The organism is Pseudomonas sp. EA_35y_Pfl2_R5 (genome assembly GCF_963970805.1).
Taxonomy (GTDB): Bacteria; Pseudomonadota; Gammaproteobacteria; order Pseudomonadales; family Pseudomonadaceae; genus Aquipseudomonas.
Window position 1 is genome coordinate 24,304 of record NZ_CAXAOW010000021.1, and the last position, 24,575, is coordinate 48,878.

General features: G+C 60.4%; 25 protein-coding genes. 5 read left to right on the forward strand and 20 right to left on the reverse strand.

Translation table 11 applies throughout. The features are described 5' to 3' along the window. Positions 1-46: 46 nt before the first annotated feature. Together AACX99_RS21020 and AACX99_RS21025 are read right to left on the reverse strand one after the other, a co-directional pair. The gene (locus AACX99_RS21020) at positions 47-931 is read right to left on the reverse strand and encodes an SDR family NAD(P)-dependent oxidoreductase (RefSeq protein WP_339414363.1); all 885 of its coding nucleotides are present in this window, start codon (positions 929-931) and stop codon (positions 47-49) included. Further along, positions 928-2,481 carry a flavin-containing monooxygenase gene (locus AACX99_RS21025; protein WP_339414364.1) on the reverse strand — a complete coding sequence of 518 codons (1,554 nt, stop codon included), beginning with the start codon at positions 2,479-2,481 and terminating at the stop codon, positions 928-930. Before AACX99_RS21025 ends, AACX99_RS21020 begins: the two co-directional genes overlap by 4 nt. 115 nt (positions 2,482-2,596) lie before the next feature. On the opposite strand from AACX99_RS21025, the gene AACX99_RS21030 reads away from it, so the two are divergent. Next, the gene (locus tag AACX99_RS21030) at positions 2,597-3,319 is read left to right on the forward strand and encodes a TetR family transcriptional regulator (protein ID WP_339414365.1); all 723 of its coding nucleotides are present in this window, start codon (positions 2,597-2,599) and stop codon (positions 3,317-3,319) included. A gap of 108 nt (positions 3,320-3,427) precedes the next feature. Continuing rightward, positions 3,428-4,978 carry a cation:proton antiporter family protein gene (locus AACX99_RS21035; RefSeq protein ID WP_339414366.1) on the forward strand — a complete coding sequence of 517 codons (1,551 nt, stop codon included), beginning with the start codon at positions 3,428-3,430 and terminating at the stop codon, positions 4,976-4,978. 37 nt (positions 4,979-5,015) lie between these two features. Here the strand turns inward: AACX99_RS21035 and AACX99_RS21040 are convergent, their stop codons facing one another. From AACX99_RS21040 to fnr, 4 genes are all read right to left on the reverse strand, one after another. Continuing rightward, positions 5,016-5,843, reverse strand: coding sequence for a metal-dependent hydrolase (locus AACX99_RS21040; RefSeq protein ID WP_339414367.1), 828 nt, complete (start codon positions 5,841-5,843; stop codon positions 5,016-5,018). 304 nt (positions 5,844-6,147) lie between these two features. Next, positions 6,148-6,963 (reverse strand): ion transporter, encoded by an 816-nt coding sequence (locus tag AACX99_RS21045; protein ID WP_339414368.1) that lies wholly within the window; start codon positions 6,961-6,963, stop codon positions 6,148-6,150. 96 nt (positions 6,964-7,059) lie between these two features. Continuing rightward, complete coding sequence (locus tag AACX99_RS21050) at positions 7,060-7,608, reverse strand: adenine phosphoribosyltransferase (RefSeq protein ID WP_339414369.1); 549 nt, start codon at positions 7,606-7,608, stop codon at positions 7,060-7,062. 25 nt (positions 7,609-7,633) lie between these two features. Further along, positions 7,634-8,368, reverse strand: coding sequence for a fumarate/nitrate reduction transcriptional regulator Fnr (gene fnr, locus AACX99_RS21055; protein ID WP_090256133.1), 735 nt, complete (start codon positions 8,366-8,368; stop codon positions 7,634-7,636). Positions 8,369-8,520: 152 nt separating this feature from the next. Between fnr and AACX99_RS21060 the strand changes: the two genes are divergently transcribed. Beyond that, on the forward strand, positions 8,521-8,985 hold the full coding sequence (locus tag AACX99_RS21060; protein WP_339414370.1) for a hypothetical protein: 465 nt from the start codon (positions 8,521-8,523) through the stop codon (positions 8,983-8,985). Positions 8,986-9,011: 26 nt separating this feature from the next. Here the strand turns inward: AACX99_RS21060 and hemN are convergent, their stop codons facing one another. The 14 genes from hemN to ccoN (AACX99_RS21130) form a co-directional block, all read right to left on the reverse strand. Continuing rightward, complete coding sequence (gene hemN / locus AACX99_RS21065) at positions 9,012-10,394, reverse strand: oxygen-independent coproporphyrinogen III oxidase (RefSeq protein WP_339414371.1); 1,383 nt, start codon at positions 10,392-10,394, stop codon at positions 9,012-9,014. A 235-nt stretch (positions 10,395-10,629) separates the two neighbouring features. Further along, the gene (locus tag AACX99_RS21070) at positions 10,630-11,313 is read right to left on the reverse strand and encodes a sulfite exporter TauE/SafE family protein (RefSeq protein WP_339414372.1); all 684 of its coding nucleotides are present in this window, start codon (positions 11,311-11,313) and stop codon (positions 10,630-10,632) included. Then, entirely contained in the window at positions 11,306-11,524 is a 219-nt protein-coding gene (gene ccoS, locus AACX99_RS21075) for a cbb3-type cytochrome oxidase assembly protein CcoS (protein WP_339414374.1), read from the reverse strand. The genes AACX99_RS21070 and ccoS overlap by 8 nt, the downstream gene beginning before the upstream one ends. Before the next feature lie 106 nt (positions 11,525-11,630). After that, positions 11,631-14,030 (reverse strand): heavy metal translocating P-type ATPase, encoded by a 2,400-nt coding sequence (locus tag AACX99_RS21080; protein WP_339414376.1) that lies wholly within the window; start codon positions 14,028-14,030, stop codon positions 11,631-11,633. Positions 14,031-14,038: 8 nt separating this feature from the next. After that, positions 14,039-14,563 carry a FixH family protein gene (locus AACX99_RS21085; RefSeq protein ID WP_339414377.1) on the reverse strand — a complete coding sequence of 175 codons (525 nt, stop codon included), beginning with the start codon at positions 14,561-14,563 and terminating at the stop codon, positions 14,039-14,041. Positions 14,564-14,575: 12 nt separating this feature from the next. Then, on the reverse strand, positions 14,576-15,988 hold the full coding sequence (gene ccoG / locus AACX99_RS21090) for a cytochrome c oxidase accessory protein CcoG (protein ID WP_339414378.1): 1,413 nt from the start codon (positions 15,986-15,988) through the stop codon (positions 14,576-14,578). 136 nt (positions 15,989-16,124) lie between these two features. Further along, positions 16,125-17,114 carry a cytochrome-c oxidase, cbb3-type subunit III gene (ccoP, locus tag AACX99_RS21095; protein ID WP_339414379.1) on the reverse strand — a complete coding sequence of 330 codons (990 nt, stop codon included), beginning with the start codon at positions 17,112-17,114 and terminating at the stop codon, positions 16,125-16,127. After that, positions 17,111-17,296 (reverse strand): cbb3-type cytochrome oxidase subunit 3, encoded by a 186-nt coding sequence (locus tag AACX99_RS21100; RefSeq protein WP_339414380.1) that lies wholly within the window; start codon positions 17,294-17,296, stop codon positions 17,111-17,113. Before AACX99_RS21100 ends, ccoP (AACX99_RS21095) begins: the two co-directional genes overlap by 4 nt. Positions 17,297-17,302: 6 nt before the next feature. Beyond that, the gene (gene ccoO / locus AACX99_RS21105; RefSeq protein ID WP_339414381.1) at positions 17,303-17,911 is read right to left on the reverse strand and encodes a cytochrome-c oxidase, cbb3-type subunit II; all 609 of its coding nucleotides are present in this window, start codon (positions 17,909-17,911) and stop codon (positions 17,303-17,305) included. After that, complete coding sequence (gene ccoN, locus AACX99_RS21110) at positions 17,911-19,353, reverse strand: cytochrome-c oxidase, cbb3-type subunit I (protein WP_339414382.1); 1,443 nt, start codon at positions 19,351-19,353, stop codon at positions 17,911-17,913. Before ccoN (AACX99_RS21110) ends, ccoO (AACX99_RS21105) begins: the two co-directional genes overlap by 1 nt. A 380-nt stretch (positions 19,354-19,733) precedes the next feature. After that, complete coding sequence (gene ccoP / locus AACX99_RS21115) at positions 19,734-20,672, reverse strand: cytochrome-c oxidase, cbb3-type subunit III (protein ID WP_339414383.1); 939 nt, start codon at positions 20,670-20,672, stop codon at positions 19,734-19,736. Beyond that, positions 20,669-20,854: a cbb3-type cytochrome oxidase subunit 3 gene (locus AACX99_RS21120; RefSeq protein ID WP_339414384.1), complete on the reverse strand. Its 186-nt coding sequence runs from the start codon at positions 20,852-20,854 to the stop codon at positions 20,669-20,671. Before AACX99_RS21120 ends, ccoP (AACX99_RS21115) begins: the two co-directional genes overlap by 4 nt. A 4-nt stretch (positions 20,855-20,858) precedes the next feature. Continuing rightward, entirely contained in the window at positions 20,859-21,467 is a 609-nt protein-coding gene (gene ccoO / locus AACX99_RS21125; RefSeq protein WP_339414385.1) for a cytochrome-c oxidase, cbb3-type subunit II, read from the reverse strand. After that, positions 21,467-22,918, reverse strand: a complete 1,452-nt coding sequence (ccoN, locus tag AACX99_RS21130) for a cytochrome-c oxidase, cbb3-type subunit I (protein ID WP_339414386.1) — start codon at positions 22,916-22,918, stop codon at positions 21,467-21,469. The genes ccoO (AACX99_RS21125) and ccoN (AACX99_RS21130) overlap by 1 nt, the downstream gene beginning before the upstream one ends. Positions 22,919-23,024: 106 nt before the next feature. Between ccoN (AACX99_RS21130) and AACX99_RS21135 the strand changes: the two genes are divergently transcribed. Further along, positions 23,025-23,714 (forward strand): alpha/beta fold hydrolase, encoded by a 690-nt coding sequence (locus tag AACX99_RS21135; RefSeq protein ID WP_339414387.1) that lies wholly within the window; start codon positions 23,025-23,027, stop codon positions 23,712-23,714. Between the two features lie 110 nt (positions 23,715-23,824). Further along, a complete protein-coding gene (gene nfuA, locus AACX99_RS21140; RefSeq protein WP_339414388.1) occupies positions 23,825-24,409 on the forward strand; it encodes a Fe-S biogenesis protein NfuA in 585 nt (194 codons plus the stop codon). Positions 24,410-24,575: the final 166 nt, after the last annotated feature.

Consider the following 24,575-nt stretch of genomic DNA (forward strand, 5'->3'; position numbering starts at 1 on the left):
AAAAAGCCCCAGACACCTACGGTGCTGGGGCTTGGGCGCTAGCCGATTACTCCACGGCAGCCTGGGCTTTCTTGCTTGAGCCTTTCGGTGCAAAACGCGCGGCCAGGCGCATGGAGGCGGTCACCAGGCGCTGGTAGAACGCCGGCCACAGGCGCTGCATGCCATCCAGGGCGTAGGCGTCCGGGCCGATCAGGATACGCCGCTTGTTCGCCAGCGCACCGTTGATGATCACCTGGGCGGCTTTCTCCGGCGTGGTGCGCAGCAACTGGTCGTTGAACTGCTGACGCGCCTTGTCGGCATCCTGGCCGGTGACGCTGCTTAGGCTGGCGTTCATCCGCGCGGTCTTGGCGATATTGGTCTTGATCCCGCCGGGGTGCACGCAGCTGGCCGATACGCCGCAATCGGCCATGTCCAGCTCCTGGCGTAACGACTCGGTAAAGCCGCGCACGGCGAACTTGCTGGCGTTATAGGCGCTCATACCCGGCTGGGAAAACAGCCCGAAGACGCTGGAGACGTTGACGATATGGCCCTGGCCGCTGGCCTTGATATGCGGCAAGAAGGCCTTGGTGCCGTTAACCACGCCCCAGAAGTTGATGTTCATGATCCACTCGTAGTCGGCGTAGTCATTGCCTTCCACGGTGCCACCCTGGGCTACGCCTGCGTTGTTGAAGATCGCGTTGACCCGGCCGAACTCGGCCACCACCTGATCGGCCCAGGCATGCACGGCCTCACGGTCGGCGACGTTGACCAGGGTTTCGCTGACCTGCACACCGAGCTTGCGCGCCTGGGCGGCAGTTTCCGCCAGCCCTTCGGCATTCACATCGGAGAGCGCCAGCTGGCAACCCTGACGAGCCAGGCCGAAAGCCAGTGCACGGCCAATGCCGGAACCCGCGCCGGTGATGGCGGCTACCTTGTATTCAAACGACTTCATGCGCTGGCCTCCTGAGCAGTCAACTGGATAGCGCTGTTCTGCGCCGGGTGTGCCGCGTGTTTACGGCTGAAATGATAGGCCGCTGGGTCAAAGTTGCGCGTCAGCAAGCGGAAGCGCCAGGTAAAACCGGGCCACACGGTACAGTTGCGACCGCTGACCGGGTGGAGGTACCAGCTGGTGCAGCCGCCGGCATTCCATACTGTGTTGCCCAGGCTGCCTTGCAGCTTGCCGTTGAATTTGTCCTGCACGGCCTGCTTGACTTCCAGGCTCTGCAGCTCTTGCTCACCAACCAGCTTGAGCGCGCCAAGCACGTAATGGATCTGCGACTCGATCATATAGACCATCGAGTTGTGGCCCAGACCGGTGTTCGGCCCCATCAGGAAGAACAGGTTGGGGAAGCCGGCAGTCAGCGTGCCTTTGTAGGCCTGCGGGCCTTCCGGCCAGGTGTCGAGCAGGTCGACGCCGCCACGGCCGAATACCACGCCGCGCGGCAGTGGGTCGCTTGGAGTGAAGCCGGTACCGAAGATGATCGCGTCGATCTCGCGCTCTTTACCGTCCACGGTGCGGATGCTGCCGCTGCGAATTTCCTCAATGCCGTCGGTGATCAGGTCGACGTTGGGCTGGGTCAGCGCCGGGAAGTAATCGTTGGAGATCAGCACGCGCTTGCAGCCCATCAGGTAATCCGGGGTGACCTTGGCGCGCAGGACCGGGTCCTTGATCTGCTTGTTGATGTACCACTTGCCGACTTTTTGGGCGAGGGTCATCACTTTGGGCAGCATGGCAAAGCCAATTACTCGGCTTTCCAGCAGGGCGTAGATGGCGCCGCGCCAGAGTTTTTGCAGCAGCGGGAAGCGCTTGAAGCGGTTGCGCTCACGCTCGCTGATGGCGCGGTCCGGCTTGGGCATGATCCATGGCGCGGTGCGCTGGTACAGATCGAGCTGGCTGACCTGCTTCTGAATCTGCGGCACAAACTGGATCGAGGAGGCGCCGGTGCCGATCACCGCGATGCGTTTGCCGGTGAGGTCATAGCTGTGATCCCACTGCTGCGAGTGAAAGATCTTGCCGGTGAAGTCGCCCAGACCCTTGAGCGCCGGAATCGATGGGGTGGACAGCGCCCCCATCCCGGACACCACAAACTGTGCGGTGTAGCTGTTGCCGGCGCTGTCACTGATCTGCCACCGCTCTTGCTGTTCATCCCAGGCCAGGCGGGTGATCTCGGTGTTTAGCTGGGTGTGGTTTTGCAGGCGGTACTTGCTCCAACAGCCTTCCAGATAACCCTGGATTTCCGGCTGCTTGGCGAACATCCGCGTCCAGTTGGGGTTCTGCTCAAACGAAAAGGAATACAGGTGTGATTGCACATCGCAGCCGCAGCCCGGGTAATTGTTCACCCGCCAGGTGCCGCCGACGCCGGCTTCTTTTTCGAACAGTAGGAAGTCATGTTCGCCGGCCTGCTTCAGGCGGATGGCCATACCCAGGCCGGAGAAGCCCGTGCCGATAATGGCGACCTTGCAGTGGCGGGTGGCAGAAGGGGGTGAGACGGGTGCATTCATGGCCAAGCTCCTGTTATGTTTATTGCTGGCGTATACAGCTGTATACCAAGGTAGACAAATGTATACTCACCAGCAAGTGCCATTCTCACAAGCCAACTTTTAGGTAGGGTTCGTCATGCAGGCAGACGCCAGCGAGCAGCCACCCGCTGCGGAAAAAGCCACCGAGGCCCCGGGCAAGACCCTGTTACTGGAGGCCGCGTTACGTCTCACCTCAACCAGCCGCAGCCTGAGCAACCTGGGCCTACGCGAGTTGGCGCGTGAGGCGGGGCTAAATCCCAATACCTTCTATAGGCACTTCAAGGATGTCGATGACCTGGGGCTGACGGTGATCCGGCAAATCTCCACCCAGCTGCGTCAGCCGCTGCGCGACCTGCGCCGTGAGGCGGCCGAGCGGGCCGTGCAGTCGCCCAGTAAAAGCGTGGCCTTGCTGTTTGGCATCGACCTGGATCGCGGACGGCGGGTGTGCCATGAAACCGTGCAGCTGTTCTTTGATTTCGTCGCGCAGCATCCGGCGGCTTTTATCATCGGCGTGCGTGAGCTGCATGGCGCGTCTGCCGTGCTAAGGGCGGCGTTGCAGGAGGTTATGGATGAATTTGGCGCGGACATGGCTGAGGACATCATTGCCTTCAAGCTGCTGCCGGAGATGGTCAACCCGGCGGTGGTACGGCAGGTGTCGAACCTGATCAGCCGCAACCTGTTCCAGCTGTCGCTGGACTATATCGAGCAGCCTGAACGGCAGGCGGCGATCTGTGCACTGGCCGAAGAGCAGATCGTTATGCTTTTTACCGGGGCCAGCGTGTTGCAAAGTCTGGGGCAGTTGAAGTTGCCCGCCGAATAAACGCGGCTACAACTGAGGCGAATCAATGTCGGTGCCATCTGCGGGCGTTATGCTAGATCGGCATAGTGCTACCGTGCTGTTCCGACGTTTGCCCATTAAGGATCCCCTATGATTGAAGCCACCTGGATTGCTTTTGCCTTTGTCATGGGGCTGGTGGCGCGGGGTATTGGTCTGCCGCCGCTGGTGGGCTACCTGGCGGCTGGCTTTGCTCTGGCCGGTTTTGGCGAGCATATCGGGGTTGGCCCGCGTGACAGTGTGGTGTTGGATCACGTCGCCCATCTGGGTGTGCTGCTGTTGCTGTTTACCGTGGGCCTCAAGCTGAAAATCGGCAACCTGGTGCGGCGTGAAGTGATCGGCGGCGGCCTACTGCATTTCGCTATTTCCAGTCTGATCTTCCTCCCGGCGATTCTGTTGCTGTTGGAACTACCCTGGCAGCAGGGGCTGCTGTTGGCCATTGCCCTGTCGTTTTCCAGCACGGTGCTGGCGGCCAAGGTACTGGAGGGTAAGCGCGAGCTGCGCGCCTTCCACGGGCGCGTGGCGATTGGCGTGTTGATCATCCAGGACCTAATTGCCCTGGTGGTGATGAGCCTGGCCAGTGGCAAGGTGCCTTCGGCCTGGGCATTGTTGCTGTTCGGTTTGCCACTGCTGCGCCCGTTGCTGTTTAAGCTGCTCGATGTCAGCGGTCACGAGGAGCTGATGGTGCTGCTTGGCTTGCTGTTGGCGCTGGTGCTGGGCGGTTACGGCTTCGAGCAATTGGGCCTGAGTTCCGAGCTGGGCGCGTTGGCCTTCGGTGCCATGCTGGCCAAGCACAAGCGCGCCACCGAGCTGGCCAACTCGCTGTGGGGTATCAAGGAAATCTTTCTGGTCGGCTTCTTTCTGCAGATCGGCATTGGTGGGCTACCGGATGCCGCTGCCTTGAGGTTCGCCCTAGTCATGGCGGTGCTGCTGCCGCTCAAGGGCGTGCTGTTCTTCTTCCTCTTTCTACTGTTCCGCTTGCGCGCGCGCAGTGCCTTTCTCAGCAGCGTAACCCTGACCAACTACAGCGAGTTCGGCCTGATCATGGCCAGCGTGGTGCTGCCGGAGTGGATGATTCCCCTGGCCATTACCGTGGCCCTGTCTTTTGTGATTTCCGCGCCGCTCAACCGGGTTGTTCACCCGCTATACGAGCGTCTGGCTAAACCTCTGACGACCCTTGAACGCAATATTCGTCATCCGGATGAGCAGCCGGTTTCTCTCGGCTTTTCCCAGGTGCTGGTAATGGGCATGGGGCGTACCGGGCGTGCAGCTTATGACTACTTGCGGGAGAAGGGCTATCAGGTGGTGGGCTTGGATTCCGACCCGGTGGTAATCGAGCAGAGCAACAAGGTGGGACGTAGCGTGCTGTTTGCCGACGGTGAGGATCCGATGTTCTGGCAGCACCTGCAAATGCCCAATATCGACGCGGTGATCCTTGCGCTCAACGATGAAGAGGCCAAGGTGATTGCTACCCAGAAGCTGCGCGAGCGCGGTTTTAACGGTTTGGTGGTGTCCCATGCGCTGTACGAGGATATCGCCATGCGTATCCAGCAGGCCGGGGCCGACCGTACTTATCTGACGATGAGTGAGGCGGGTGCCGGCCTGGCCGAGCATGTGTTGCGCACGCTGAAAAGCCGTGCCTAGGCTGCGCGAATTAGCGCTCAGCCTAGGCAGGCTGTGCTTAGCCGAAGCCCAGACGCTGGCGCCAGCGTTTTTCCAGCGCCTTGCTGTCGTGGTCCAGCGGATGGAAACCAGGGCGGTAATAGTCCAGATACGGCAGGATCAGCTTGGTCAGGAAGCCGTTGCGTGGGCCGAACAGGGTCTTCAGGCCTTTGCCCCAGCTGCGCCAGTTGAACAGTTGGCCGTCCTTGCGCAGCAGGTGTAGCTGGAACCAGCCGATCACGCCGAAGAAGATCACGGTGGAAATCGCCATCATGCCAACGCGGGTGAAGTAGCCGCCGTAGACCTTCTGGTACACGTCGTAGCAGACTGCCTTATGCTCGTTCTCTTCAATCGCGTGCCACATCCACAGTTGATACAGCTTGGGGTCGTTCATCTGGGTGGTCAGGTCTTCGCGCTGCAGCAGTTGCTCGGCCATGGTTGCGGTGAAATGCTCCAGGGCGCAGGTGGCAGCCAGGCGCTGCTTCTTGGTGGTGATCTTGGTAACCCACTCCAGCAGCACCTTGATGCGCAGCTCCAGCAACTCCAGGTCGATATTGTGCTCGGCGGCGTAGTCGTTGTAGGCCGCATGCTCTTTGGAATGCATGGCTTCCTGGCCGATAAAGGCGCTGATGTCCTTCTTCAGCTGCGGCTCGCTCACCTGTTCGCGCACGGCGCGCACGCTGTCGACGAAGAACTTCTCGCCATAGGGGAACAACGACGACAGGTTGTTCATAAAGTGGCTCATAAAGGGGTCGCCGGCAAACCAGAACTTCTGGCTTTCATCGAAGCTGAAGTCCATGCGACGCACGGGAAAGCTGGCGGTTGGGGTGCTGGTTTTGGCTGTCATAAGGGCGACTCCTCGGCATCTTGATCGCGTTCGCGACCGCTCTTGTTATGGGGCTTGGGGCGACAGGCTGGGCTGTCTTGGGCCGTGATTTATCTTTAGCCGAGGGCGTTTTAGGCGCGAGGTCATTCCTGGCCAGAGCAGCCGGAATTGCGCCAACTTATGGATAGTTGTCGGACAGTTCTTCAGACTTGGCGCTTTAAGGACGCGAGCTAGCAGCGAGTGGGCGTGGCGGGAATGCCAGTACTGCATCGCGCCAGGGCGGAGCGATGCAGTACTGATACTTACGGCTTGGCAGCTGTTGGCCTCAGCGCTGTTGGCGCAGCTCGGCGACTTCCGCACGAAGGGCGCGCAGTTCATCGAGCAGCAATTGCTCGGTGGGCGAGGGCGGAGCGAGTTTGGCTTCCTGTTCATGGGTGGTCTGCATGGCATTGACCACCACGGCGATAAACAGGTTGAGCATCATAAAGGTGGCAATCAGGATAAACGGCAGGAAATACATCCACGCCAGCGGGAAGGTTTCCATCACCGGGCGCACGATGCCCATCGACCAGCTTTCCAGCGTCATCACCTGGAACAGGGTATAGAGGCTGGCACCGAGGCTGCCGAACCATTCAGGGAAGGCTTCGCCGAACAGTTGCGTGGCCATCACCGCCGCCACGTAGAACACCAAACCCAGCAACATGGCGATGCTGCCCATGCCCGGCAGCGAGGACAGCAGTGCTTCGACCACTCGGCGCATGTTCGGGTTGATCGAAATCAGCCGCAGTACGCGCAACACGCGCAGCGCACGCAGCACGGCGAATGGACCGCTGGATGGCACCAGCGCCACGCCCACCACCAGGCAGTCGAATACCGCCCAGGGGTCACGCAGCAGGCCCAGGCCGCGGGCAACAAAGCGCAGCGCCAGCTCCAGGATAAATACCGCGAGAATCAGCTGATCCAGCGTCAGCAGCAGCTCGCCCCAGTCGGCCATCAGCCCAGGGTAGGTCTGGATACCGAGAATGGCCGCGTTGAGCACGATCAGGGTGGTGACCAGGCGCGTGATGGCTTTGCTTTCCATCAACGCGCCGAGGCGCAGACGCCAGTGGCTGGCTGTCGGATTCATGGGTATTTCATTCATGGTCTGTGGGTACTTGAGTAAGCAGTGGGCGAGTGAGTTGGCGAGGGGCAGCCAGGCCCGGACATGCAGCGTTGCCGTCAGGGCCGTGAAGCAGAGTTATTGGTCGGTGAGGGCGAAGCGGGTCAGGGCGAAGGTGGGAATGCCGCTGTCCTGTAGCTTCTGCGAGCCGCCCAGTTCGGGCAGGTCGATGATTGCGGCGGCTTCGATGATGCTCGCGCCCATACGCCGTACCAATTGTGCGGCGGCCAGCAGGGTGCCGCCAGTGGCGATCAGGTCATCGAAAATCAGCACCTTGTCGCCTTCGCAGAGGCTGTCGGCGTGCACTTCCAGTTTGGCTTCGCCGTACTCGGTCTGGTAGCTCTCGCTGAGCACATCGGCAGGCAGTTTGCCCTGCTTGCGGAACAGAATCAGCGGCTTGTTCAGTTCATAGGCGATGATCGAGCCGATCAGAAACCCGCGTGCATCCATGGCGCCGATATGGCTGAAATCGGCTTCGACGTAACGCTGGATAAAGCTGTCGGCGACCATGCGCAGGGCACGTGGCGACTGGAACAGTGGGGTGATATCGCGAAAGATCACCCCCGGCTTGGGGAAGTCAACCACCGGGCGGATCAGGGTTTTGATAGCGAATTCGTCGAAGATCATCGGCTAGCTCCTCAGGGCGGGTCGATCAGCCCTCGAGGTTACCGCCGGCCAGGGCGCACAGCTCGATGGGGTCGAGGATATGCACTTCCTTGCCTTCGGCTTCGAGCAGCTTGTTCTGTTGGAAGCGGGTAAATACCCGCGATACGGTCTCCACCGCAAGGCCCAAATAGTTACCAATTTCGTTGCGCGACATGGCCAGGCGGAACTGATTGGCTGAGAAGCCGCGTGCGCGGAAGCGTGCCGAGAGGTTTACCAGAAAGGTGGCAATGCGTTCGTCGGCGGTTTTCTTCGAGAGCAGCAGCATCATCTGCTGATCGTCGCGGATCTCCCGGCTCATGATGCGCATCAGCTGGCGGCGCAGTTGCGGCAGCTGCACCGACAGCTCATCAAGGCGCTCGAAGGGAATTTCACACACCGAGGTGGTTTCCAATGCCATGGCTGACACCGGGTACGCGTCACTGTCCATGCCGGACAGGCCGACCAGCTCGCTGGGCAGGTGGAAGCCGGTGATCTGCTCATCACCGCTATCGCTCAGGCTGAAGGTTTTCAGCGCGCCGGAGCGTACGGCAAATACCGAATTAAAGGCATCGCCCTGGCGAAACAGGAATTCGCCCTTTTTCAGCGGGCGCCCGCGTTTGACGATTTCGTCGAGCGCGTCCATGTCCTCCAGGTTCAGGGACAGCGGTAGGCACAAGCTCGCCAGGCTGCAATCCTTGCAATGGGCTTGATGTGGGGTATGCAACTTGATGCTTTCGGACATCGCTGGCGATCCTGGCTAAACACACAATAGCCGTAAGGTTACAGCAGGGCGCAGAGCAGAGCCACTAAGACGCAAGTCTGATCGAATGTTCAAGTTTTATCCTGGCTGGCCGATAACCCAGGCGGCTTTCAATATCTGCAAGGAGCATCGCTATGCGTCTGGAATCGACTCAGTTGAGCACCCGCATGAACCTCGCGCTGGAGCGCAAGAGTGTTGCGGCCGAGGGCGTTGTGGCGAGCAGCGAAGGGGATGAGCAGGCGCTGCGCGACAGCCTGCGAGTGAGCCTGTCGGAACTGGGCAAGGCGCGCTCTGCCGCCGCTCAGAAGAATAAGGACATTGATGAGAGCAGCCTGCCGGATGTGCTCAAGGATCTGCTCAAGAGAATCCGTGAGCTCAAGGCGCAGATCGAGGCGAAGAAAGACGAGCTGAAAGAGGTCATGCAGGACCAGAGCCTCGATCCCGAGGCCAAGCGCATAAAGATCGAAATGCTGCAGGGCGAGCTGGCCTCGCTGCAGGGCGCCCTGAGCAGCGCCAACGCGACGCTGATCAAGACCATGCGTGAGCAGGACCTGAGCGATCAGCAGATGCAGGAAGTAGCCAGTCTGGTTATGAAATAACCCCGGCCCATACAGTCAGCCGTCTGCTAGATCACCCGAGAAAAACGCTGCCGACTCAGTTCATTCAGGTAGCGATCAAACAGCATGCACAGCGAGCGCACCAGCAGGCGTCCCGCTGGCCGTACTTCGATGCCCTGGGCATTCAGCTCGATCAATCCATCACTGGCCATCTGCTGCAGTTGCGGCCAGATATCGGCAAAGTAACTGCGAAAATCGATGGCATAAGCCTGTTCGATATCGGCAAAGCGCAGCTGGAAATGGCAGATCAGCTGTTGAATCACTGCGCGCCGTAAGCGGTCGTCGGGGTCGCAGTGCAGGCCGCGTCGGGTAGCCAGTTCACTGTGATCGAGGCTGTCCTGGTATTTGCTCAGGTCGCTGTTGTTCTGGCAGTACAGATCGCCGATCTGGCTGATCGATGACACCCCCAGACCGATCAGGTCGCAATGGCCGTGGGTGGTGTAGCCCTGGAAGTTGCGTTGCAGGCTGCCATCCTCCTGGGCGCTGGCCAGTTCATCGTCGGGCAGGGCGAAGTGATCCATGCCGATATAGCGGTAACCGGCGGCGCTCAGCTGCTCGATGCTGGCCTGCAGCATGGCCAGCTTGTCGCCTGGGCTGGGCAAGTCGCTGGTGTTGATCCGCCGCTGTGGCATAAAGCGCTCCGGCAGGTGGGCGTAATTGAACAGCGACAGGCGATCCGGCTGTAGGGCAATCACTTCGGCCACGGTACGGGCAAAACGCTCCGGGGTTTGCAGCGGCAGGCCGTAGATCAGGTCGATGTTTACCGAGCGGAACTGCAGGGTGCGCGCCGCTTCGACGATGGCGCGGGTTTCTTCCAGGGTTTGCAGGCGATTGACCGCCCGTTGCACGGCCGGGTCGAGGTCTTGCACACCCAGGCTGACGCGGTTGAAACCCAGCTCGCGGAGCAAGCCCATGGTCGACCAATCGGCTTCGCGTGGGTCGATCTCGATGCTGTAGTCGCCGCTGTCGTCATCCAGCAGATTGAAGTGCTGGCGCAGGTGGCCCATCAGGTGGCGCAGTTCATCGTGGCTGAGAAAGGTCGGGGTGCCGCCGCCGAAGTGCAGTTGCTCGACTTTCTGCTGCGGGTCGAGGTGACGGCTGATGATCTCGATTTCGCGTTCGAGCTTTTCCAGGTAGGGCTGGGCGCGGCCGCGATCCTTGGTGATCACCTTGTTGCAGGCGCAGTAGTAGCAGATATGCGCGCAGAACGGGATATGCACATACAGCGACAGCGGCCGCAGCGCCTTGCGGCTTTCGCGCAGGGCGTGCAGCAGATCGAACTGGCTGATGCGCTCATGGAACTGCACGGCGGTCGGATAGGAGGTGTAGCGCGGGCCGGCCTGGTCGTAGCGGCGGATGAGAGAGCTGTCCCACTGGATGGCGTTGAGCATGCGGGTATTCCCGGTTTGGCTTTCAATACCAGGAAGTCTAAGAGCGCTGCGCCTGGGGTGTTTTGACTTGTATCAAGCGGCCTCGTATCGCTTAGCAGTCCGTTGAAAAACATAGGCGAGGCAGGCAAGACAAGGAAAAAGTGGCCGAAAAAGCGGAGTTTACGAGTTGTAAATGAACATTTTGAGGCCGCTTTTAACGCAGCCTTGCCAACGCAGGTAGTTTTTCAACAGCCTGTTAGTGACCCATCAGCCAGTGCTGGTGCGGGCCGGGCAGGGTCCACAGGCCGAAGAGGATTACCAGAATACCGCCGGCCGTGCGCACACCCTGTTTGCGCAGCAAAGCGGTCAAGCGTTCGGCGGCCATACCGGTGGCCAGCAGCACTGGCAGGGTGCCGAGGCCGAAGGCAAGCATCAGTGCTGCGCTGCTGAGCGCATCGCCCTGGCTCGCCGCCCACAGCAGCGTGCTGTAGACCAGGCCGCAGGGCAGCCAGCCCCACAGGCTGCCGAGCACTAAGGCGCGCGGCAGGCTGGTGACGGGCATAAAGCGTCGAGTCAGCGGCTGGATATACCGCCACAGGCCGCGACCCAGGGCTTCGATGCGGGTCAGGCCGCTCCACCAGCCGGCCAGGTACAGACCCATGGCAATCAGCAACAGCGCTGCAACCACGCGCAGACCCATGACCAACGGGCTATTGGCTACTGCCCAGCCCGCCAGGCCCAGCAGCAGGCCTGCCAGGCTGTAACTGAGAATGCGTCCCAGGTTGTAGGCCAGCAGCAGCTGAAAGCGTTGTGCGCGCTGCTCGGGTGGGATGGCCAGGGTCAGCGCGCCCATCAGGCCGCCGCACATACCCAGGCAGTGTCCGCCGCCGAGCAGGCCGAGGATCAGTGCCGAGATCAGCAGCGGCAGTAGCTCAAGCACCGGGTTTGGCCCCTGATTCCTTGGCCTGTTCCTCTTGTTGCACCTGACTGACCGCCGCCTGGTGCTTGGGATCTTCGTCGTCGAACAGAATGCTATGGGCCGGACCGTCGAGGTCGTCGTACTGACCGCTGTCCACCGCCCAGAAGAACAACCAGATGCAGAAGCCGACCAGAACAATGGCCACCGGAATCAAAATATAAAGCGCGGGCATAAAGTCTCCGAGTACGGCTTGGGCGCAGGGTGGGGCGGGGCGCGTAGCTGTCGCCTTTTACATCCACCGGAGTAACGCTGTGGTGGATCGGTGAAGCGTGATCCACCTACGTTCGAGTCAGTCGCAGAGCGTTGATCACCACCAGCAATGAGCTGACCGACATGCCCAGCGCGGCCCAGATAGGGGTAATCCAGCCGATGGCGGCGAAGGGCAGCACTAAGCCATTGTACAGGCTGGCCCAGGTAAGGTTCTCGATGATGATGCGACGGGTTCGTTGCGCCATGTGTAGCGCCTGCACCAGGCTGCTCAGGCGGTTGGACAGCAGCACGGCATCGGCACTGGTTTTCGCCAGGTCGGTGGCGCTGCCCATGGCCACGCTGATATCGGCGGCGGCCAATACCGGCACATCGTTAACCCCGTCACCCAGCATCAGCACCCGACGGCCCTGGCTGTGCAGCTGCTTGAGCACGTCCAGCTTGGCATCCGGGGTGAGGCCACCACGGGCGTCGATGATGCCCAGTTGACGCGCCACTTCGCCGACCATCGGTGAGCTGTCGCCGGACAGCAGCATGATCTGCCAGCCCTTGGTTTTGGCCATGTGGATCAGTTGCGGCGCGTCGTCGCGCAGGCGGTCATCTAGGACGAACCAGGCCAGAGGCCCTTGCTCATCGCCCAGCAGCAGCCATTGGCCGTGCTCGCCGCTGATCGCTGGCGCGGTCTGCGCACTCAGCGCGCAGACAAAATTGGCCTCGCCGATGCGCAGCATTCGGCCGCTAACGCGCCCTTGTAGGCCCAAACCTGGATGGCTGTCGACCGCTTTGGCGGCCTTAGGGGCCTGGCCGAAGGCGCGGGCAATCGGGTGTTCGGAGCGGTTTTCCAGCGCCGCGGCCAGGGCCAGGCAGGTGTCGGCATCCAGCTCGCGCAGGGGATGAATGGCGCTGAGGGTCAGACGGCCTTCGGTGAGGGTGCCGGTTTTGTCCAGCACCAGGGTGTCGATCTGGTTCAGCCCTTCCAGCACGTGGCCACGGGTTAGCAGCATACCCAGCTTGTGCAGTGAGCCGGTCGCAGCGGTCAGTGCCGTGGGTGTGGCCAGGGCCAGGGCGCAGGGGCAGGTGGCAACTAGCAGGGCCAGAACGATCCAGAACGCGCGCGAGGGATCGAGCTGCCACCAGACCAGGCCGACGATGGCGGCCACCACCAGTACGATCAGTAGGAACCACTGCGCGACCTGATCGGCCAATACCGCTAGGCGCGGTTTATCGCTCTGTGCGCGTTCCAGCAGGCGGACGATGGCTGACAGCCGCGTGGCATCGCCGAGGGCCTGCACTTCGACGCTCAACGGTCCTTCGACATTGAGGGTGCCGGCGGTGACGGCATCGCCGACCTTACGCGGTTGTGGCAGGTATTCGCCGGTGATCAGTGATTCATCGACGCTCGATTGGCCCTGAACAATGCGCCCGTCCGCAGGTAGCAGGGCCCCTGGCGGCACCAGTACCTGATCGCCGACGTACAGTTCGCTGAGCAAGATGCGTTGACTCTGGCCGTCCGCACCCAGGCGTAGACAAGAGGCCGGCAGCAGGTTGACCAACTGTGCAGTGGCGGCGGCCGTACGCTCGCGGGCGCGGCGTTCAAGATAGCGGCCAGCCAGCAAAAACAGCGCGAACATGCCCACCGCATCGAAATACAGCTCACCCTGGCCGGTCACTGTCGACCATATGCCGGCAATATAGGCGCCGCCAATCGCCAGCGACACCGACACATCCATGGTCAGGTGGCGGGTGCGCAGATCGCGCAGCGCGCCACGGAAGAACTGACCGCAGCAATAGAAGACAATCGGCGTGGTAAGAAACAGGCTGACCCAGCGCAGGATCTTGTCCAGCTCGGGGCTGAGGTCGATGTTGAATTCTGGCCAGGTGGCCATGGTCGCCATCATCACCTGCATCCACAGCATGCCGGCCACGCCGAGTTCGCGCATGGCGCGGCGGTTCTCGCGCTGTAGCTGTTCGGCGGCAGCATCGGCCTGCCAGGGGTGGGCAGCGTAGCCGATCTTGCGTAGCGCCTTGAGCAGGCTGCTGAGCGGCAGTTGGCTGTCGGCCCAGCGCACCTGCAGCCGGTGGTTGGATAAGTTGAGGTGCGCCTCGCTGACGCCCGGCAGGTCGCGCAGGTGTTTCTCGATCAACCATCCACAAGCCGCGCAGCTGATGCCTTCGATCAGCAAACAGGTTTCGCTGAGTTCGCCGTCGTGTTCGACAAAGGGTTGCTGCACGTCGCTGCGGTCATACAGCGCCAGTTCATCGGGCAGCGACTGGGGTAGGCTTTGCGGGTTGGCGGCGCTTTCGCTGCGGTGTTTGTAATAGTGTTCCAGGCCGCCACTGACGATAGCCTCGGCCACTGCCTGGCAGCCCGGGCAGCACATTTTGTGGGTGGTGCCCAGTACCTGAGCCTGGAAACGGCTGCCGGCAGGAACCGGCAGACCACAGTGATAGCAAAGAGTCGGGCTGGTCATCGGTGCGCTTACTGAGCATCCCCGAGGAGGATGTTCTGTCCGCTCTGCACATTTTCTTCTTCGAACAGGCGCCAGTCCTTGCCGCCTTCTTGGCCGATCAGCTCGACAAAGCGCCGGCCTTCCACGGCATCGATCATCTGCCCGCTGTAACTGCCATCAGCCTGCGGTTGCAGAATCACCCGGCGATCGCGCTCGGGCTGGGTCGGCGAGATCAGATTAAGCACCAGTTGCTGCGGCCGGCTGTTGCCGCTCAGCTGCAGGGTGGCGGTGCCGTTGTCATCGTTGAGCAACAGGCTGGCGTGCAGCTTGAGACGAATGGCGTGGTTTTCCCGCTCCAGGGACTGGTTGATGCCTTTGCCGACGTCGTAATAGTCATCGGAAATCAGCCCCGGCGGGTTCTTCGTGGCGATGGTCAGCAGGGTCAGCCCCTGGACTACTGAATAGGCCAGCAAGCCAATCAGGAACCAGGGCCAGAATTGCTTGTACCAGGGTTTGATGATCTCGGCGTTCTTTTCAGGCATGGGCTCAGACATGGTCTTCTCTGTTCAGCGCACGCTGGGGCCGATAAAGCGGCTGGCGGCGTCGGTTTTGATGCTTGGGTCATCCGCCGAGTGCAGGCGGAAGGTGATTTCATTGGCGCTTGAAGGTAGTTTTTCCGGGTCGATGGACAGTTCGACCGGCAGTGACAGCACCTCACCAGCGATTGCCTTGATCTCGCGCTTGCCTTCGTACACCAGGCCGTCGAGGCCATCGGCTTCGATCAGGTACGTGACCTCATGCTGGGCCTTGTTCATGATCTTCAGGGTGTAGACGTTCTCGATCCGTCCTTCTTCGTTCTCACGGTAGAGCACGCGGTCTTTCAGTACATCCAGTTCCACCAGCGAGCGGTCGGCGATGGCCCAGGCGAATACGCAGAACATGGCCACCAGCGCCACAGCGTAACCAATCAGGCGCGGGCGAAGCAGATGGGTTTTCTGCCCAGACAGGTTGTGCTCGGTGGTGTAGCTGATCAGCCCTTTGGGGTAGTTCATTTTGTCCATGATGCTGTCGCAGGCATCAATACAGGCTGCGCAGCCGATGCACTCAATTTGCAGGCCGTCGCGGATATCGATGCCGGTAGGGCAGACGTGCACGCACATCTTGCAGTCGATGCAGTCACCCAGGCCCTCTGCCTTGTAGTCGGCATCGCGCTTGCGCGGGCCACGTTGTTCGCCGCGGCGCGGGTCGTAGGAGACGATCAGGGTGTCCTGGTCGAACATCACGCTTTGGAAGCGCGCATAGGGGCACATGTAGATGCACACCTGCTCGCGCAAATAACCGGCGTTGCCGTAGGTGGCGAGGGTAAAGAAACCAACCCAGAACAGCGCCCAGCCGCCTGCTTGTAGGGTAAACAGCTCCGGGATCAGTTCGCGAATCGGTGTGAAGTAGCCGACAAAGGTAATCGCGGTGACCAGCGACACACCGACCCAGATACTGTGCTTGGCCAATTTGCGCAGAAACTTCTGCGTGGTCATCGGCGCCTTGTCGAGCTTCATGCGCTGGTTGCGATCACCTTCGGTGACCTTTTCCGCCCACATAAACACCCACGTGAATACGCTCTGCGGGCAGGTGTAGCCGCACCACACGCGGCCAGCGAATACGGTAATAAAGAACAGGCCGAAGGCGGCGATGATCAACAGCGCCGAGAGCAGGACGAAATCCTGCGGCCAGTAGGTGGCGCCGAAAATATAGAATTTGCGCTCCGGCAGGTTCCACCAGACGGCCTGACGGCCATTCCAAGTTAACCATACGGTGCCGAAGTACAGCAGAAAGAGGGCTGCGCCACCGAGCATGCGTAGGTTGCGGAAAATGCCGGTGAAGGAGCGGGTGTAGATTTTTTCGCGGTTGGCGTACAGGTCAACAACTTCGACCTTGGCCGGGGCAGGGGTGACATCTTTAACGGGGATCTGTGCACTCATCAGTTCGTACCACGGCGGTTGATTGGCTGCCCTGGTCGATACGTGCCGGCCGGGGTCATACGGGCTCTTGCGCTATGGTACGCCTGACGATTGCCTGACAGGTGCGACCAGCAGTCGCGCCTGTCAGGCTGGAGAATTACTTCTCGGTTTTTGCTTGCGACAGGCTGTACACGTAAGCCGCCAGCAGATGCACTTTATCGTTGCCGAGGAAGTCTTCCTGGGCTGGCATCTTGCCGTTACGGCCATAGCGCAGAGTTTGTTGCACCTGAGCGAAACTGGAACCGTAGAGCCAGATTTTGTCGGTCAGGTTAGGGGCGCCCATGGCCTCTTGGCCCTTACCTTCAGCGCCATGACAGACTGCACAATTAGCCGCGAAGATGTCTTGACCTGCGGCAAGGTCAACCTCGATACCTTCCGGATTCTTCAAGCCAGACAGCGTACGGATGTAGCCGGCAACGTTGCGGATGCCTTCTTCGCCGATGTTGTCTTTCCACGCAGGCATGGCTGCCTGACGGCCGCCCATGATGGTGGTCTTGATGGTTTCCGGCTCGCCGCCGTACAGCCAGTCGTTGTCGGTCAAGTTCGGGAAGCCGTAGGCACCCTTGGCATCGGAGCCATGGCAGACCGAGCAGTTGGAGGCAAACAGGCGACCGCCCATTTTCAGCGCCTGCTCGTCCTGGGCTACTTGTTCGATCGGCATGGCTGCATATTTGGCGAAGATCGGCCCGTATTGGCCTTCCGCCTTAGCCATTTCCTTTTCCCACTGGTGGACGCCGGTCCAGCCCGCATTGCGCTCTACACCACCGGCAATTTGGATATTGGTGGCGAAGGGCGTTTTGGCCTCAGTGTCGAGGTAGTCGTAGCCTGGCAGCAGACCTTTCCAGTTACCCAGGCCCGGATAGAGCACCAAGTAGCCGAGGGCAAAGATAATGGTGCCGACAAACAGCATGAACCACCACTTGGGCAGCGGGTTGTCAAACTCTTCGATACCGTCAAATTCATGCCCGACGGTTTCTTCGGTGGTTTCTTCGCGCTGGCCCTTACGGGTGCCGAAGATCAGCCAAGTCAGGGCAAAGATGGTGCCCAGAGACAGAATGGTTACGTACCAACTCCAGAACGTGGTCATTGGTTATTGCTCCTGGAAGATTGCTCGTCACGCTCATTGGGTTTGGGATCATCGGCGAAGGGCAGGTTGGCGGCCTCGTCGAAGCTGGATTTACGCTTGCTGCTGTAGGCCCAGAGCACCACGCTAATAAAAGCGATGAACACCACTGCTGTGCCTATGCCGCGAATCATCCCGATATCCATAGTGCGTTACCGTTTGTTCTTGATGGATGTGCCGAGAACCTGCAGGTACGCAACCAGTGCGTCCATTTCGGTCTTGCCTTTTACAGCGTCCTTGGCCCCAGCGATGTCTTCATCGGTGTAGGGGATGCCAAAGCCACGCATGACTTCCATCTTCTTGGCGGTGTCCTTGCCGTCGAGCTTGTGCTCAACCAACCACGGGTAGGCTGGCATCTTCGACTCAGGCACGACGTTGCGCGGGTTGTACAGGTGCGCACGCTGCCATTCATCCGAGTAACGACCGCCAACCCGAGCAAGGTCCGGACCGGTACGCTTGGAACCCCACAGGAACGGGTGATCCCAGACGCTTTCGCCGGCAACCGAATAGTGACCGTAACGCTCGGTTTCAGCACGGAACGGACGGATCATTTGCGAGTGGCAGCCGACACAGCCGTTGGCGATGTATACATCGCGGCCTTCCAGTTGCAGCGCGGTGTAGGGCTTGAGGCCTTCAACCGGTTCGTTGGTCACGTCCTGGAAAAACAGCGGAACGATTTGAGTCAGGCCGCCGACGCTGACGGCCAGAACCATCAGCAGCGCCATCAGGCCAATATTCTTCTCAATGATTTCGTGTTTCATCAGTGCGCTACTCCGGCAGGAATCTGTGCAGCCGCTTCGTATTCCGAAGCCTTGGCGGCACGCACGGTGCGGTAGGTGTTGTAAGCCATCAGCAGCATGCCGGCGACGAAGAAGGCGCCACCAATCATACGCACCACGTAACCTGGGTGGCTGGCTTCCAGCGCTTCAACGAAGGAATAGGTGAGGGTGCCGTCTTCGTTGACTGCACGCCACATCAGGCCCTGGGTGATGCCGTTAACCCACATCGAGGCGATGTACAGCACGGTGCCGATGGTGGCGAGCCAGAAGTGCGCGTTGATCAGGCCGATGCTGTGCATCTGCGGGCGACCAAATACCTTAGGCAGCAGGTGATACAGCGCGCCGATGGAGATCATCGCTACCCAGCCGAGAGCGCCGGCATGTACGTGGCCGATAGTCCAGTCGGTGTAGTGGGACAAGGCGTTGACGGTCTTGATCGCCATCATCGGACCTTCGAAGGTCGACATGCCGTAGAACGCCAGCGATACCACCAAAAAGCGCAGGATTGGGTCGGTGCGCAGCTTATGCCAGGCGCCGGACAGGCTCATCATGCCGTTGATCATGCCGCCCCAGCTTGGAGCCAGGAGAATGATCGACATCGCCATACCCAGGGACTGAGCCCAGTCTGGCAATGCGGTGTAGTGCAGGTGGTGCGGACCGGCCCAGATGTACAGGGTGATCAGCGCCCAGAAATGCACGATGGACAGGCGATAGGAATAGATCGGACGCTCGGCCTGCTTGGGTACGAAGTAGTACATCATCCCCAGGAAGCCGGTGGTCAGGAAGAAGCCTACGGCGTTGTGGCCGTACCACCACTGGATCATCGCATCAGTCGCACCGGCGTAGGCCGAGTAGGACTTGAACAGGCTGACCGGAACGGCCGCGCTGTTAACGATGTGCAGCATCGCAGTAACCAGAATGAAAGCACCGTAGAACCAGTTACCGACATAGATGTGCTTGGTCTGGCGCTTGACGATAGTACCGAAGAACACCACCGCATAAGCAACCCAAACGATGCCCAGGAGGATATCGATTGGCCACTCAAGCTCAGCGTATTCCTTGGAACCAGTGAAACCCATTGGCAGGGTGATCACCGCAGCGACGATCACGGCTTGCCAGCCCCAGAATACGAATGCGGCAAGGCCATCGGAGATCAGGCGTACCTGGCTGGTGCGTTGCACCACGTAGAACGAGGTTGCCATCAGCGCGCAGCCGCCGAAGGCGAAGATCACCGCGTTGGTGTGCAGCGGACGCAGACGGCCGAAGCTCGTCCATTCCATACCCAGGTTGAGTTCAGGCCACACCAGCTGTGCGGCAATGAAAACACCCAGGCTCATGCCAATGACTCCCCAAATCACCGTCATTACGGCGAACTGGCGAACCACCTTGTAGTTATAAGCAGTCGGACTGATTGCAGTGCTCATTATGGGTTCCACGGTTAATGGATTTTTTAGGGGCAAAAATCGGCGGCAAGTATGGAGAAAGCAGATTCTCATTGCAACGACACAAGCCGGCGCGATGAGGCTTTCAGGGCTGTTGGCAAGCATGCACGGCCGCTTATGCAGGGCATTGCCGCAAGCATAAAACGCCTTAAATAGGCGTAGCGCAAAGATGGGAATCGCCTTGGAGTTATGACAGGTGGCGACTGTCGACAAGATTAGCTCAAGTCGAAGGTCGCGCATGCACTTGGTCGGAAGGGTGCGACCTTGGGTCGCACGGCTCGGACGGCTGTCCGGCCGCGGGAGAGGCTTGGTTGAGTGGCTGGCGACCTGCGGTCGCCAGCCGGGTGCTACGGTTTTAGCGGTTACTGTGCGGCGGCTTTCTGTTGTTGCTGGCTCAGGCTCAGTACATAAGCGGCCAGCAGATGCACCTTGTCGTTGCCCAGATACTGCTCTTGCGCGGGCATCTGGCCGTTACGGCCATGGCGGATGGTTTGCTGCAACTGCACCAGGCTGCTGCCGTAGATCCAGCCAGCTGGGCTGGTCAGGTCGGGCGCGCCGAGCATGGCCAGGCCTTTGCCTTCCGCGCCGTGGCAAGCTTGGCAGTTGGCGGCAAATATGGCGGCGCCTTGTTGCAGGTCGACGCTCTTGTCGGCGGGCAGTGGCAGGCCGGCTAGGTCCTTGCGTACATAAGCTGCAACCTGTTGCACGCCGTCTTCACCAATGACAGCAACCCAGGCCGGCATCGCGCCCATGCGACCATTGAGGATGCTGGTCTTGATCACATTAGGCTCGCCGCCCCAGCGCCAGTGACTGTCGGTCAGGTTGGGGAAGCCCACCGCACCCTTGGCGTCGGAACCGTGGCAGACCGAGCAGTAGGTGGCAAACATGCGGCCGCCCATTTTCAGCGCCTGTTCGTCTTTGGCGACTTCTTCCAGGGGCATGGCCGCGTATTTGGCGAAGATCGGTCCATACAGCTCGTCAGCCTTGTCGACTTCGCGCTGCCACTGCTTGACCTGGGTCCAGCCGTTTTCATAGCCCGGCAGTACGCCTTTCCAATTGCCCAGGCCGGGGTACAGCACCAGGTAGCCAATCGAGAAGACGATGGTGCCGATAAACAGGATGAACCACCATTTGGGCAGCGGGTTGTCATATTCCTCGATGCCGTCGAAGGCATGTCCCATGGTCTGCTCGGTAGGGTTCTTGTGAACTTCGCTTTTGCGGGTGGCGAAAATCAGCCAGAACAGGGCGAGCAAGGTGCCGACGGTCAGCAGTGTGATGTACCAGCTCCAAAACGTGCTCATGGGGTCTTGCTCCTTGGGGCAGCCAGCTTGGGTTCATCGGCAAAGGGCAGAAGGGCGGCTTCATCAAACGCCGGGCGGCGCTTGCCGCCGTAAGCCCATAGCGTGACGCAGACAAACGACAGCAGAACCAGTGCTGTGCCGATGCCACGCAGGGTTCCTGTATCAATAAATTCGAATGACATGGCGCTACCTCTTGTTCTTCACGGCAATGCCGAGCACTTGCAGGTAGGCGACCATTGCGTCCATCTCACTCTTGCCTTTTACGGCAGCGCTGGCGCCGGCAATGTCTTCCTCGCTGTACGGCACGCCGAGAAAGCGCAGGGCCTGCATCTTCTTGGCGGTGTCCTGGCCATCCAGGGTGCTTTCCACTAGCCATGGGTAAGCTGGCATTTTTGACTCCGGTACCACGTTGCGCGGGTTGTACAGGTGCGCTCGGTGCCATTCATCCGAGTAGCGCCCGCCAACCCGAGCCAGGTCCGGCCCGGTACGTTTGGAGCCCCAGAGGAAGGGGTGGTCGTAGACACTTTCGCCGGCTACCGAGTAGTGGCCGTAGCGCTCGGTTTCGGCGCGGAACGGGCGGATCATCTGCGAATGACAGCCGACGCAGCCTTCACGGATATAGATATCGCGGCCTTCCAGTTGCAGCGCGGTATACGGCTTGAGGCCGGCCACCGGTTCATTGGTAACGTCCTGGAAGAACAGCGGAACAATCTGCGTCAGGCCACCGATGCTCACCGCCAGCACCATCATCAGCGCCATCAGGCCAATGTTTTTTTCGAGTATTTCGTGTCTCATCAGTGGGCTCCCTCAAGCGAAAACTGCGCGGCGGCGTCCATCTCTGCTGCCTTGGTATGACGCACGGTCTGCCAGACGTTCCAAGCCATCACCAGCATGCCGACGAAGAAGATCGCGCCGCCGATCACCCGCACTACAAAGCCGGGGTGACTGGCCTCCAGCGCTTCGACGAAGGAGTAGGTGAGGGTGCCGTCTTCGTTTACTGCTCGCCACATCAGGCCCTGGGCGATGCCGTTGACCCACATCGAGGCGATATAGAGCACGGTGCCGATGGTGGCGAGCCAGAAGTGCACGTTGATCAGGGCGATGCTGTGCATGTCCTCGCGGCCGAAGACTTTCGGCAGCATGTGATACAGCGAGCCGATCGACACCATGGCGACCCAGCCGAGTGCGCCGGCGTGTACGTGGCCGATGGTCCAGTCGGTGTAGTGGGACAGGGCGTTGACGGTCTTGATCGCCATCATCGGACCTTCGAAGGTCGACATGCCGTAGAACGCCAGGGAGACGACCAGAAAGCGCAGGATCGGGTCGGTGCGCAGCTTATGCCAGGCCCCGGAGAGGGTCATCATGCCGTTGATCATGCCGCCCCAGCTCGGTGCCAGGAGGATCAGCGACATCACCATGCCCAGGCTCTGCGCCCAATCTGGCAGCGCGGTGTAGTGCAGGTGGTGCGGACCAGCCCAGATGTACACGGCAATCAGCGCCCAGAAGTGCACGATGGACAGTCGGTAGGAGTACACCGGACGCCCGGCCTGCTTGGGCACGAAGTAATACATCATCCCCAGAAAGCCCGCAGTGAGGAAAAAACCTACGGCGTTGTGGCCGTACCACCACTGGATCATCGCATCGGTGGCCCCGGCGTAGGCCGAGTAGGATTTGGTCAGGGTGACCGGAACTTCCAGGTTGTTGACCAGATGCAGCAGCGCCACGGTGAGGATAAAACCACCGAAGAACCAGTTGCCCACATAGATATGGCTAACGTTACGCTTGACCACCGTGCCGAAGAACACCACGGCGTAGCTGACCCAGACAATGGTGATCAGAATGTCGATCGGCCATTCCAGTTCGGCGTATTCCTTGGAGCTGGTCCAGCCCATAGGCAAACTGATGGCCGCCAGAACGATCACCAGTTGCCAGCCCCAGAAGGTAAAGGCGGCAAGCTTGGGTGCGAACAGGGTGGCCTGCGAGGTGCGTTGCACCGCGTAGTAGCTGGTAGCGAACAGCGCGCAACCACCGAAGGCGAAAATCACCGCGTTAGTGTGCAGCGGGCGCAGACGGCCGAAGCTGGTCCACGGCAGGTTGAAGTTGAGCTCGGGCCAGGCCAGTTGCGCGGCGATAAACACGCCGAGCCCCATCCCGACAATGCCCCACACCACCGTCATGATGGCGAATTGGCGAACCACCTTGTAGTTGTAGGCGGAACTGCTGGTTGTGTTCCCGTTTATGTTCATTTCAGGGGGCTTCCATCCACGGTTATAGGCAGATCATCGAAAATCCATGGCTGCGGGCCTGTACGATCTGCGCCGCAGTCCAACGGATTCTTTAAGCGAGGCAAGCATGAGCAAAGGGCAGGTTGCGGGTATTGACGAGGATCAATGCGCGCAGTGGCAGGGTGATAGCAGTTGGCTGTGGGATCGCCCGCTTGGCGAGGTGCGCGCCACCCTGATTCTGGCCCACGGCGCCGGTGCGCCGATGGACAGCGACTTTATGCAGCAGATGGCGCAAAACCTTGCTGCACGCGGGGTTGCCGTGCTGCGCTTCGAGTTCGCCTATATGGCCGCGCGGCGTATTGACGGCAAAAAGCGCCCACCCAACCCCCAGGCGCAGCTGCTCGAACAGTGGCGCGAGGTCTACGCCCAGGTACGGCAGGTGCGCCAACAGGTCGCAGGGCCGCTGGCCATCGGCGGCAAGTCCATGGGCGGACGCATGGCCAGCATGCTGGCCGATGAGTTGGGCGTCGATGCGCTGGTGTGCCTGGGTTATCCCTTTTATGCCGTCGGCAAACCGGAAAAGCCGCGCGTCGCACACCTGGCCGAACTGCGCACGCCGACGTTGATCATTCAGGGTGAGCGCGATGCCCTGGGGGATCGTCAGGCGGTGGCGCGCTACGCGCTTTCTGAGGCGATCACGCTGCACTGGCTGACCGCTGGGGATCACGACCTCAAACCGCTGAAAAGCTCGGGCTTCAGTCATCAGCAGCACATGCAGGCGGCAGCCGATGCGATTGCGCAGTTCCTCTGCGCATAAGTCGACGAAGGCGGGCGTTTAGTGAATAAGTGTTATTCCTACTAAAACACTAGGACTTTGCCGGCGCTGGCGAGTGGCGTACACTGCGCCCATGTTTGCGAGGAGTTGCCATGAGCACCATTACCATTACCGACGCTGCCCACGATTATCTGGCTGACCTGCTGAGCAAGCAGAACACCCCGGGCATCGGCATTCGCGTGTTTATCACCCAGCCGGGCACCCAGTACGCCGAAACCTGCATTGCCTACTGCAAGCCGGGCGAGCAGAAGGCCGAAGACACCGCGCTGGGCCTGGCCAGCTTCACTGCCTGGATTGATGCCGTCAGCGAGCCTTTTCTTGACGACGCCGTTGTCGACTACGCCACCGACCGCATGGGTGGCCAGCTGACCATCAAGGCGCCGAACGCCAAAGTGCCGATGGTCAACGAAGACAGCCCGATCAACGAGCGCATCAGCTACTACCTGCAGACCGAGATCAACCCCGGTCTGGCCAGCCATGGCGGTGAAGTCAGCCTGATCGACGTGGTCGACGACGGTATCGCCGTATTGAAGTTCGGCGGCGGCTGTCAGGGCTGCGGTCAGGTTGACCTGACGCTCAAGGAAGGCATTGAGAAAACCCTGCTTGAGCGCATTCCCGAGCTTAAAGGCGTGCGTGATGTGACCGACCACTCCAACAAAGAAAACGCCTACTACTAAGTAGATGGCTAAACAAAAATGCCCGCGATCTGCGGGCATTTTTTAGGCTATGTCCCAAGACCGTGTTGCAAGGACTAAGCTTTAAGGCAGACATCCGCTTGTGAGGTCAGCCCACCATGGATACTCAAGCCTTTCAGCGCTGGTTGGCCCAGGTGAGCCAGCTCAG

Excerpts from the sequence above, each read along its gene's own strand:
- ccoN (WP_339414382.1), bottom strand. The coding sequence starts at position 19,353 with ATGAGCACTGCAATCAGTCCGACTGCTTATAACTACAAGGTGGTTCGC.
- AACX99_RS21080 (WP_339414376.1), bottom strand. The coding sequence starts at position 14,030 with ATGACCAGCCCGACTCTTTGCTATCACTGTGGTCTGCCGGTTCCTGCC.
- AACX99_RS21040 (WP_339414367.1), bottom strand. The coding sequence starts at position 5,843 with ATGACAGCCAAAACCAGCACCCCAACCGCCAGCTTTCCCGTGCGTCGC.
- AACX99_RS21045 (WP_339414368.1), bottom strand. The coding sequence starts at position 6,963 with ATGAATGAAATACCCATGAATCCGACAGCCAGCCACTGGCGTCTGCGC.
- AACX99_RS21035 (WP_339414366.1), top strand. The coding sequence starts at position 3,428 with ATGATTGAAGCCACCTGGATTGCTTTTGCCTTTGTCATGGGGCTGGTG.
- AACX99_RS21100 (WP_339414380.1), bottom strand. The coding sequence starts at position 17,296 with ATGGATATCGGGATGATTCGCGGCATAGGCACAGCAGTGGTGTTCATC.
- ccoN (WP_339414386.1), bottom strand. The coding sequence starts at position 22,918 with ATGAACATAAACGGGAACACAACCAGCAGTTCCGCCTACAACTACAAG.
- hemN (WP_339414371.1), bottom strand. The coding sequence starts at position 10,394 with ATGCTCAACGCCATCCAGTGGGACAGCTCTCTCATCCGCCGCTACGAC.
- AACX99_RS21020 (WP_339414363.1), bottom strand. The coding sequence starts at position 931 with ATGAAGTCGTTTGAATACAAGGTAGCCGCCATCACCGGCGCGGGTTCC.
- ccoO (WP_339414385.1), bottom strand. The coding sequence starts at position 21,467 with ATGAGACACGAAATACTCGAAAAAAACATTGGCCTGATGGCGCTGATG.
- AACX99_RS21025 (WP_339414364.1), bottom strand. The coding sequence starts at position 2,481 with ATGAATGCACCCGTCTCACCCCCTTCTGCCACCCGCCACTGCAAGGTC.
- AACX99_RS21050 (WP_339414369.1), bottom strand. The coding sequence starts at position 7,608 with ATGATCTTCGACGAATTCGCTATCAAAACCCTGATCCGCCCGGTGGTT.
- fnr (WP_090256133.1), bottom strand. The coding sequence starts at position 8,368 with ATGTCCGAAAGCATCAAGTTGCATACCCCACATCAAGCCCATTGCAAG.
- ccoG (WP_339414378.1), bottom strand. The coding sequence starts at position 15,988 with ATGAGTGCACAGATCCCCGTTAAAGATGTCACCCCTGCCCCGGCCAAG.
- AACX99_RS21060 (WP_339414370.1), top strand. The coding sequence starts at position 8,521 with ATGCGTCTGGAATCGACTCAGTTGAGCACCCGCATGAACCTCGCGCTG.
- ccoO (WP_339414381.1), bottom strand. The coding sequence starts at position 17,911 with ATGAAACACGAAATCATTGAGAAGAATATTGGCCTGATGGCGCTGCTG.
- AACX99_RS21085 (WP_339414377.1), bottom strand. The coding sequence starts at position 14,563 with ATGTCTGAGCCCATGCCTGAAAAGAACGCCGAGATCATCAAACCCTGG.
- AACX99_RS21120 (WP_339414384.1), bottom strand. The coding sequence starts at position 20,854 with ATGTCATTCGAATTTATTGATACAGGAACCCTGCGTGGCATCGGCACA.
- ccoS (WP_339414374.1), bottom strand. The coding sequence starts at position 11,524 with ATGCCCGCGCTTTATATTTTGATTCCGGTGGCCATTGTTCTGGTCGGC.
- AACX99_RS21030 (WP_339414365.1), top strand. The coding sequence starts at position 2,597 with ATGCAGGCAGACGCCAGCGAGCAGCCACCCGCTGCGGAAAAAGCCACC.
- ccoP (WP_339414383.1), bottom strand. The coding sequence starts at position 20,672 with ATGAGCACGTTTTGGAGCTGGTACATCACACTGCTGACCGTCGGCACC.
- nfuA (WP_339414388.1), top strand. The coding sequence starts at position 23,825 with ATGAGCACCATTACCATTACCGACGCTGCCCACGATTATCTGGCTGAC.
- AACX99_RS21135 (WP_339414387.1), top strand. The coding sequence starts at position 23,025 with ATGAGCAAAGGGCAGGTTGCGGGTATTGACGAGGATCAATGCGCGCAG.
- ccoP (WP_339414379.1), bottom strand. The coding sequence starts at position 17,114 with ATGACCACGTTCTGGAGTTGGTACGTAACCATTCTGTCTCTGGGCACC.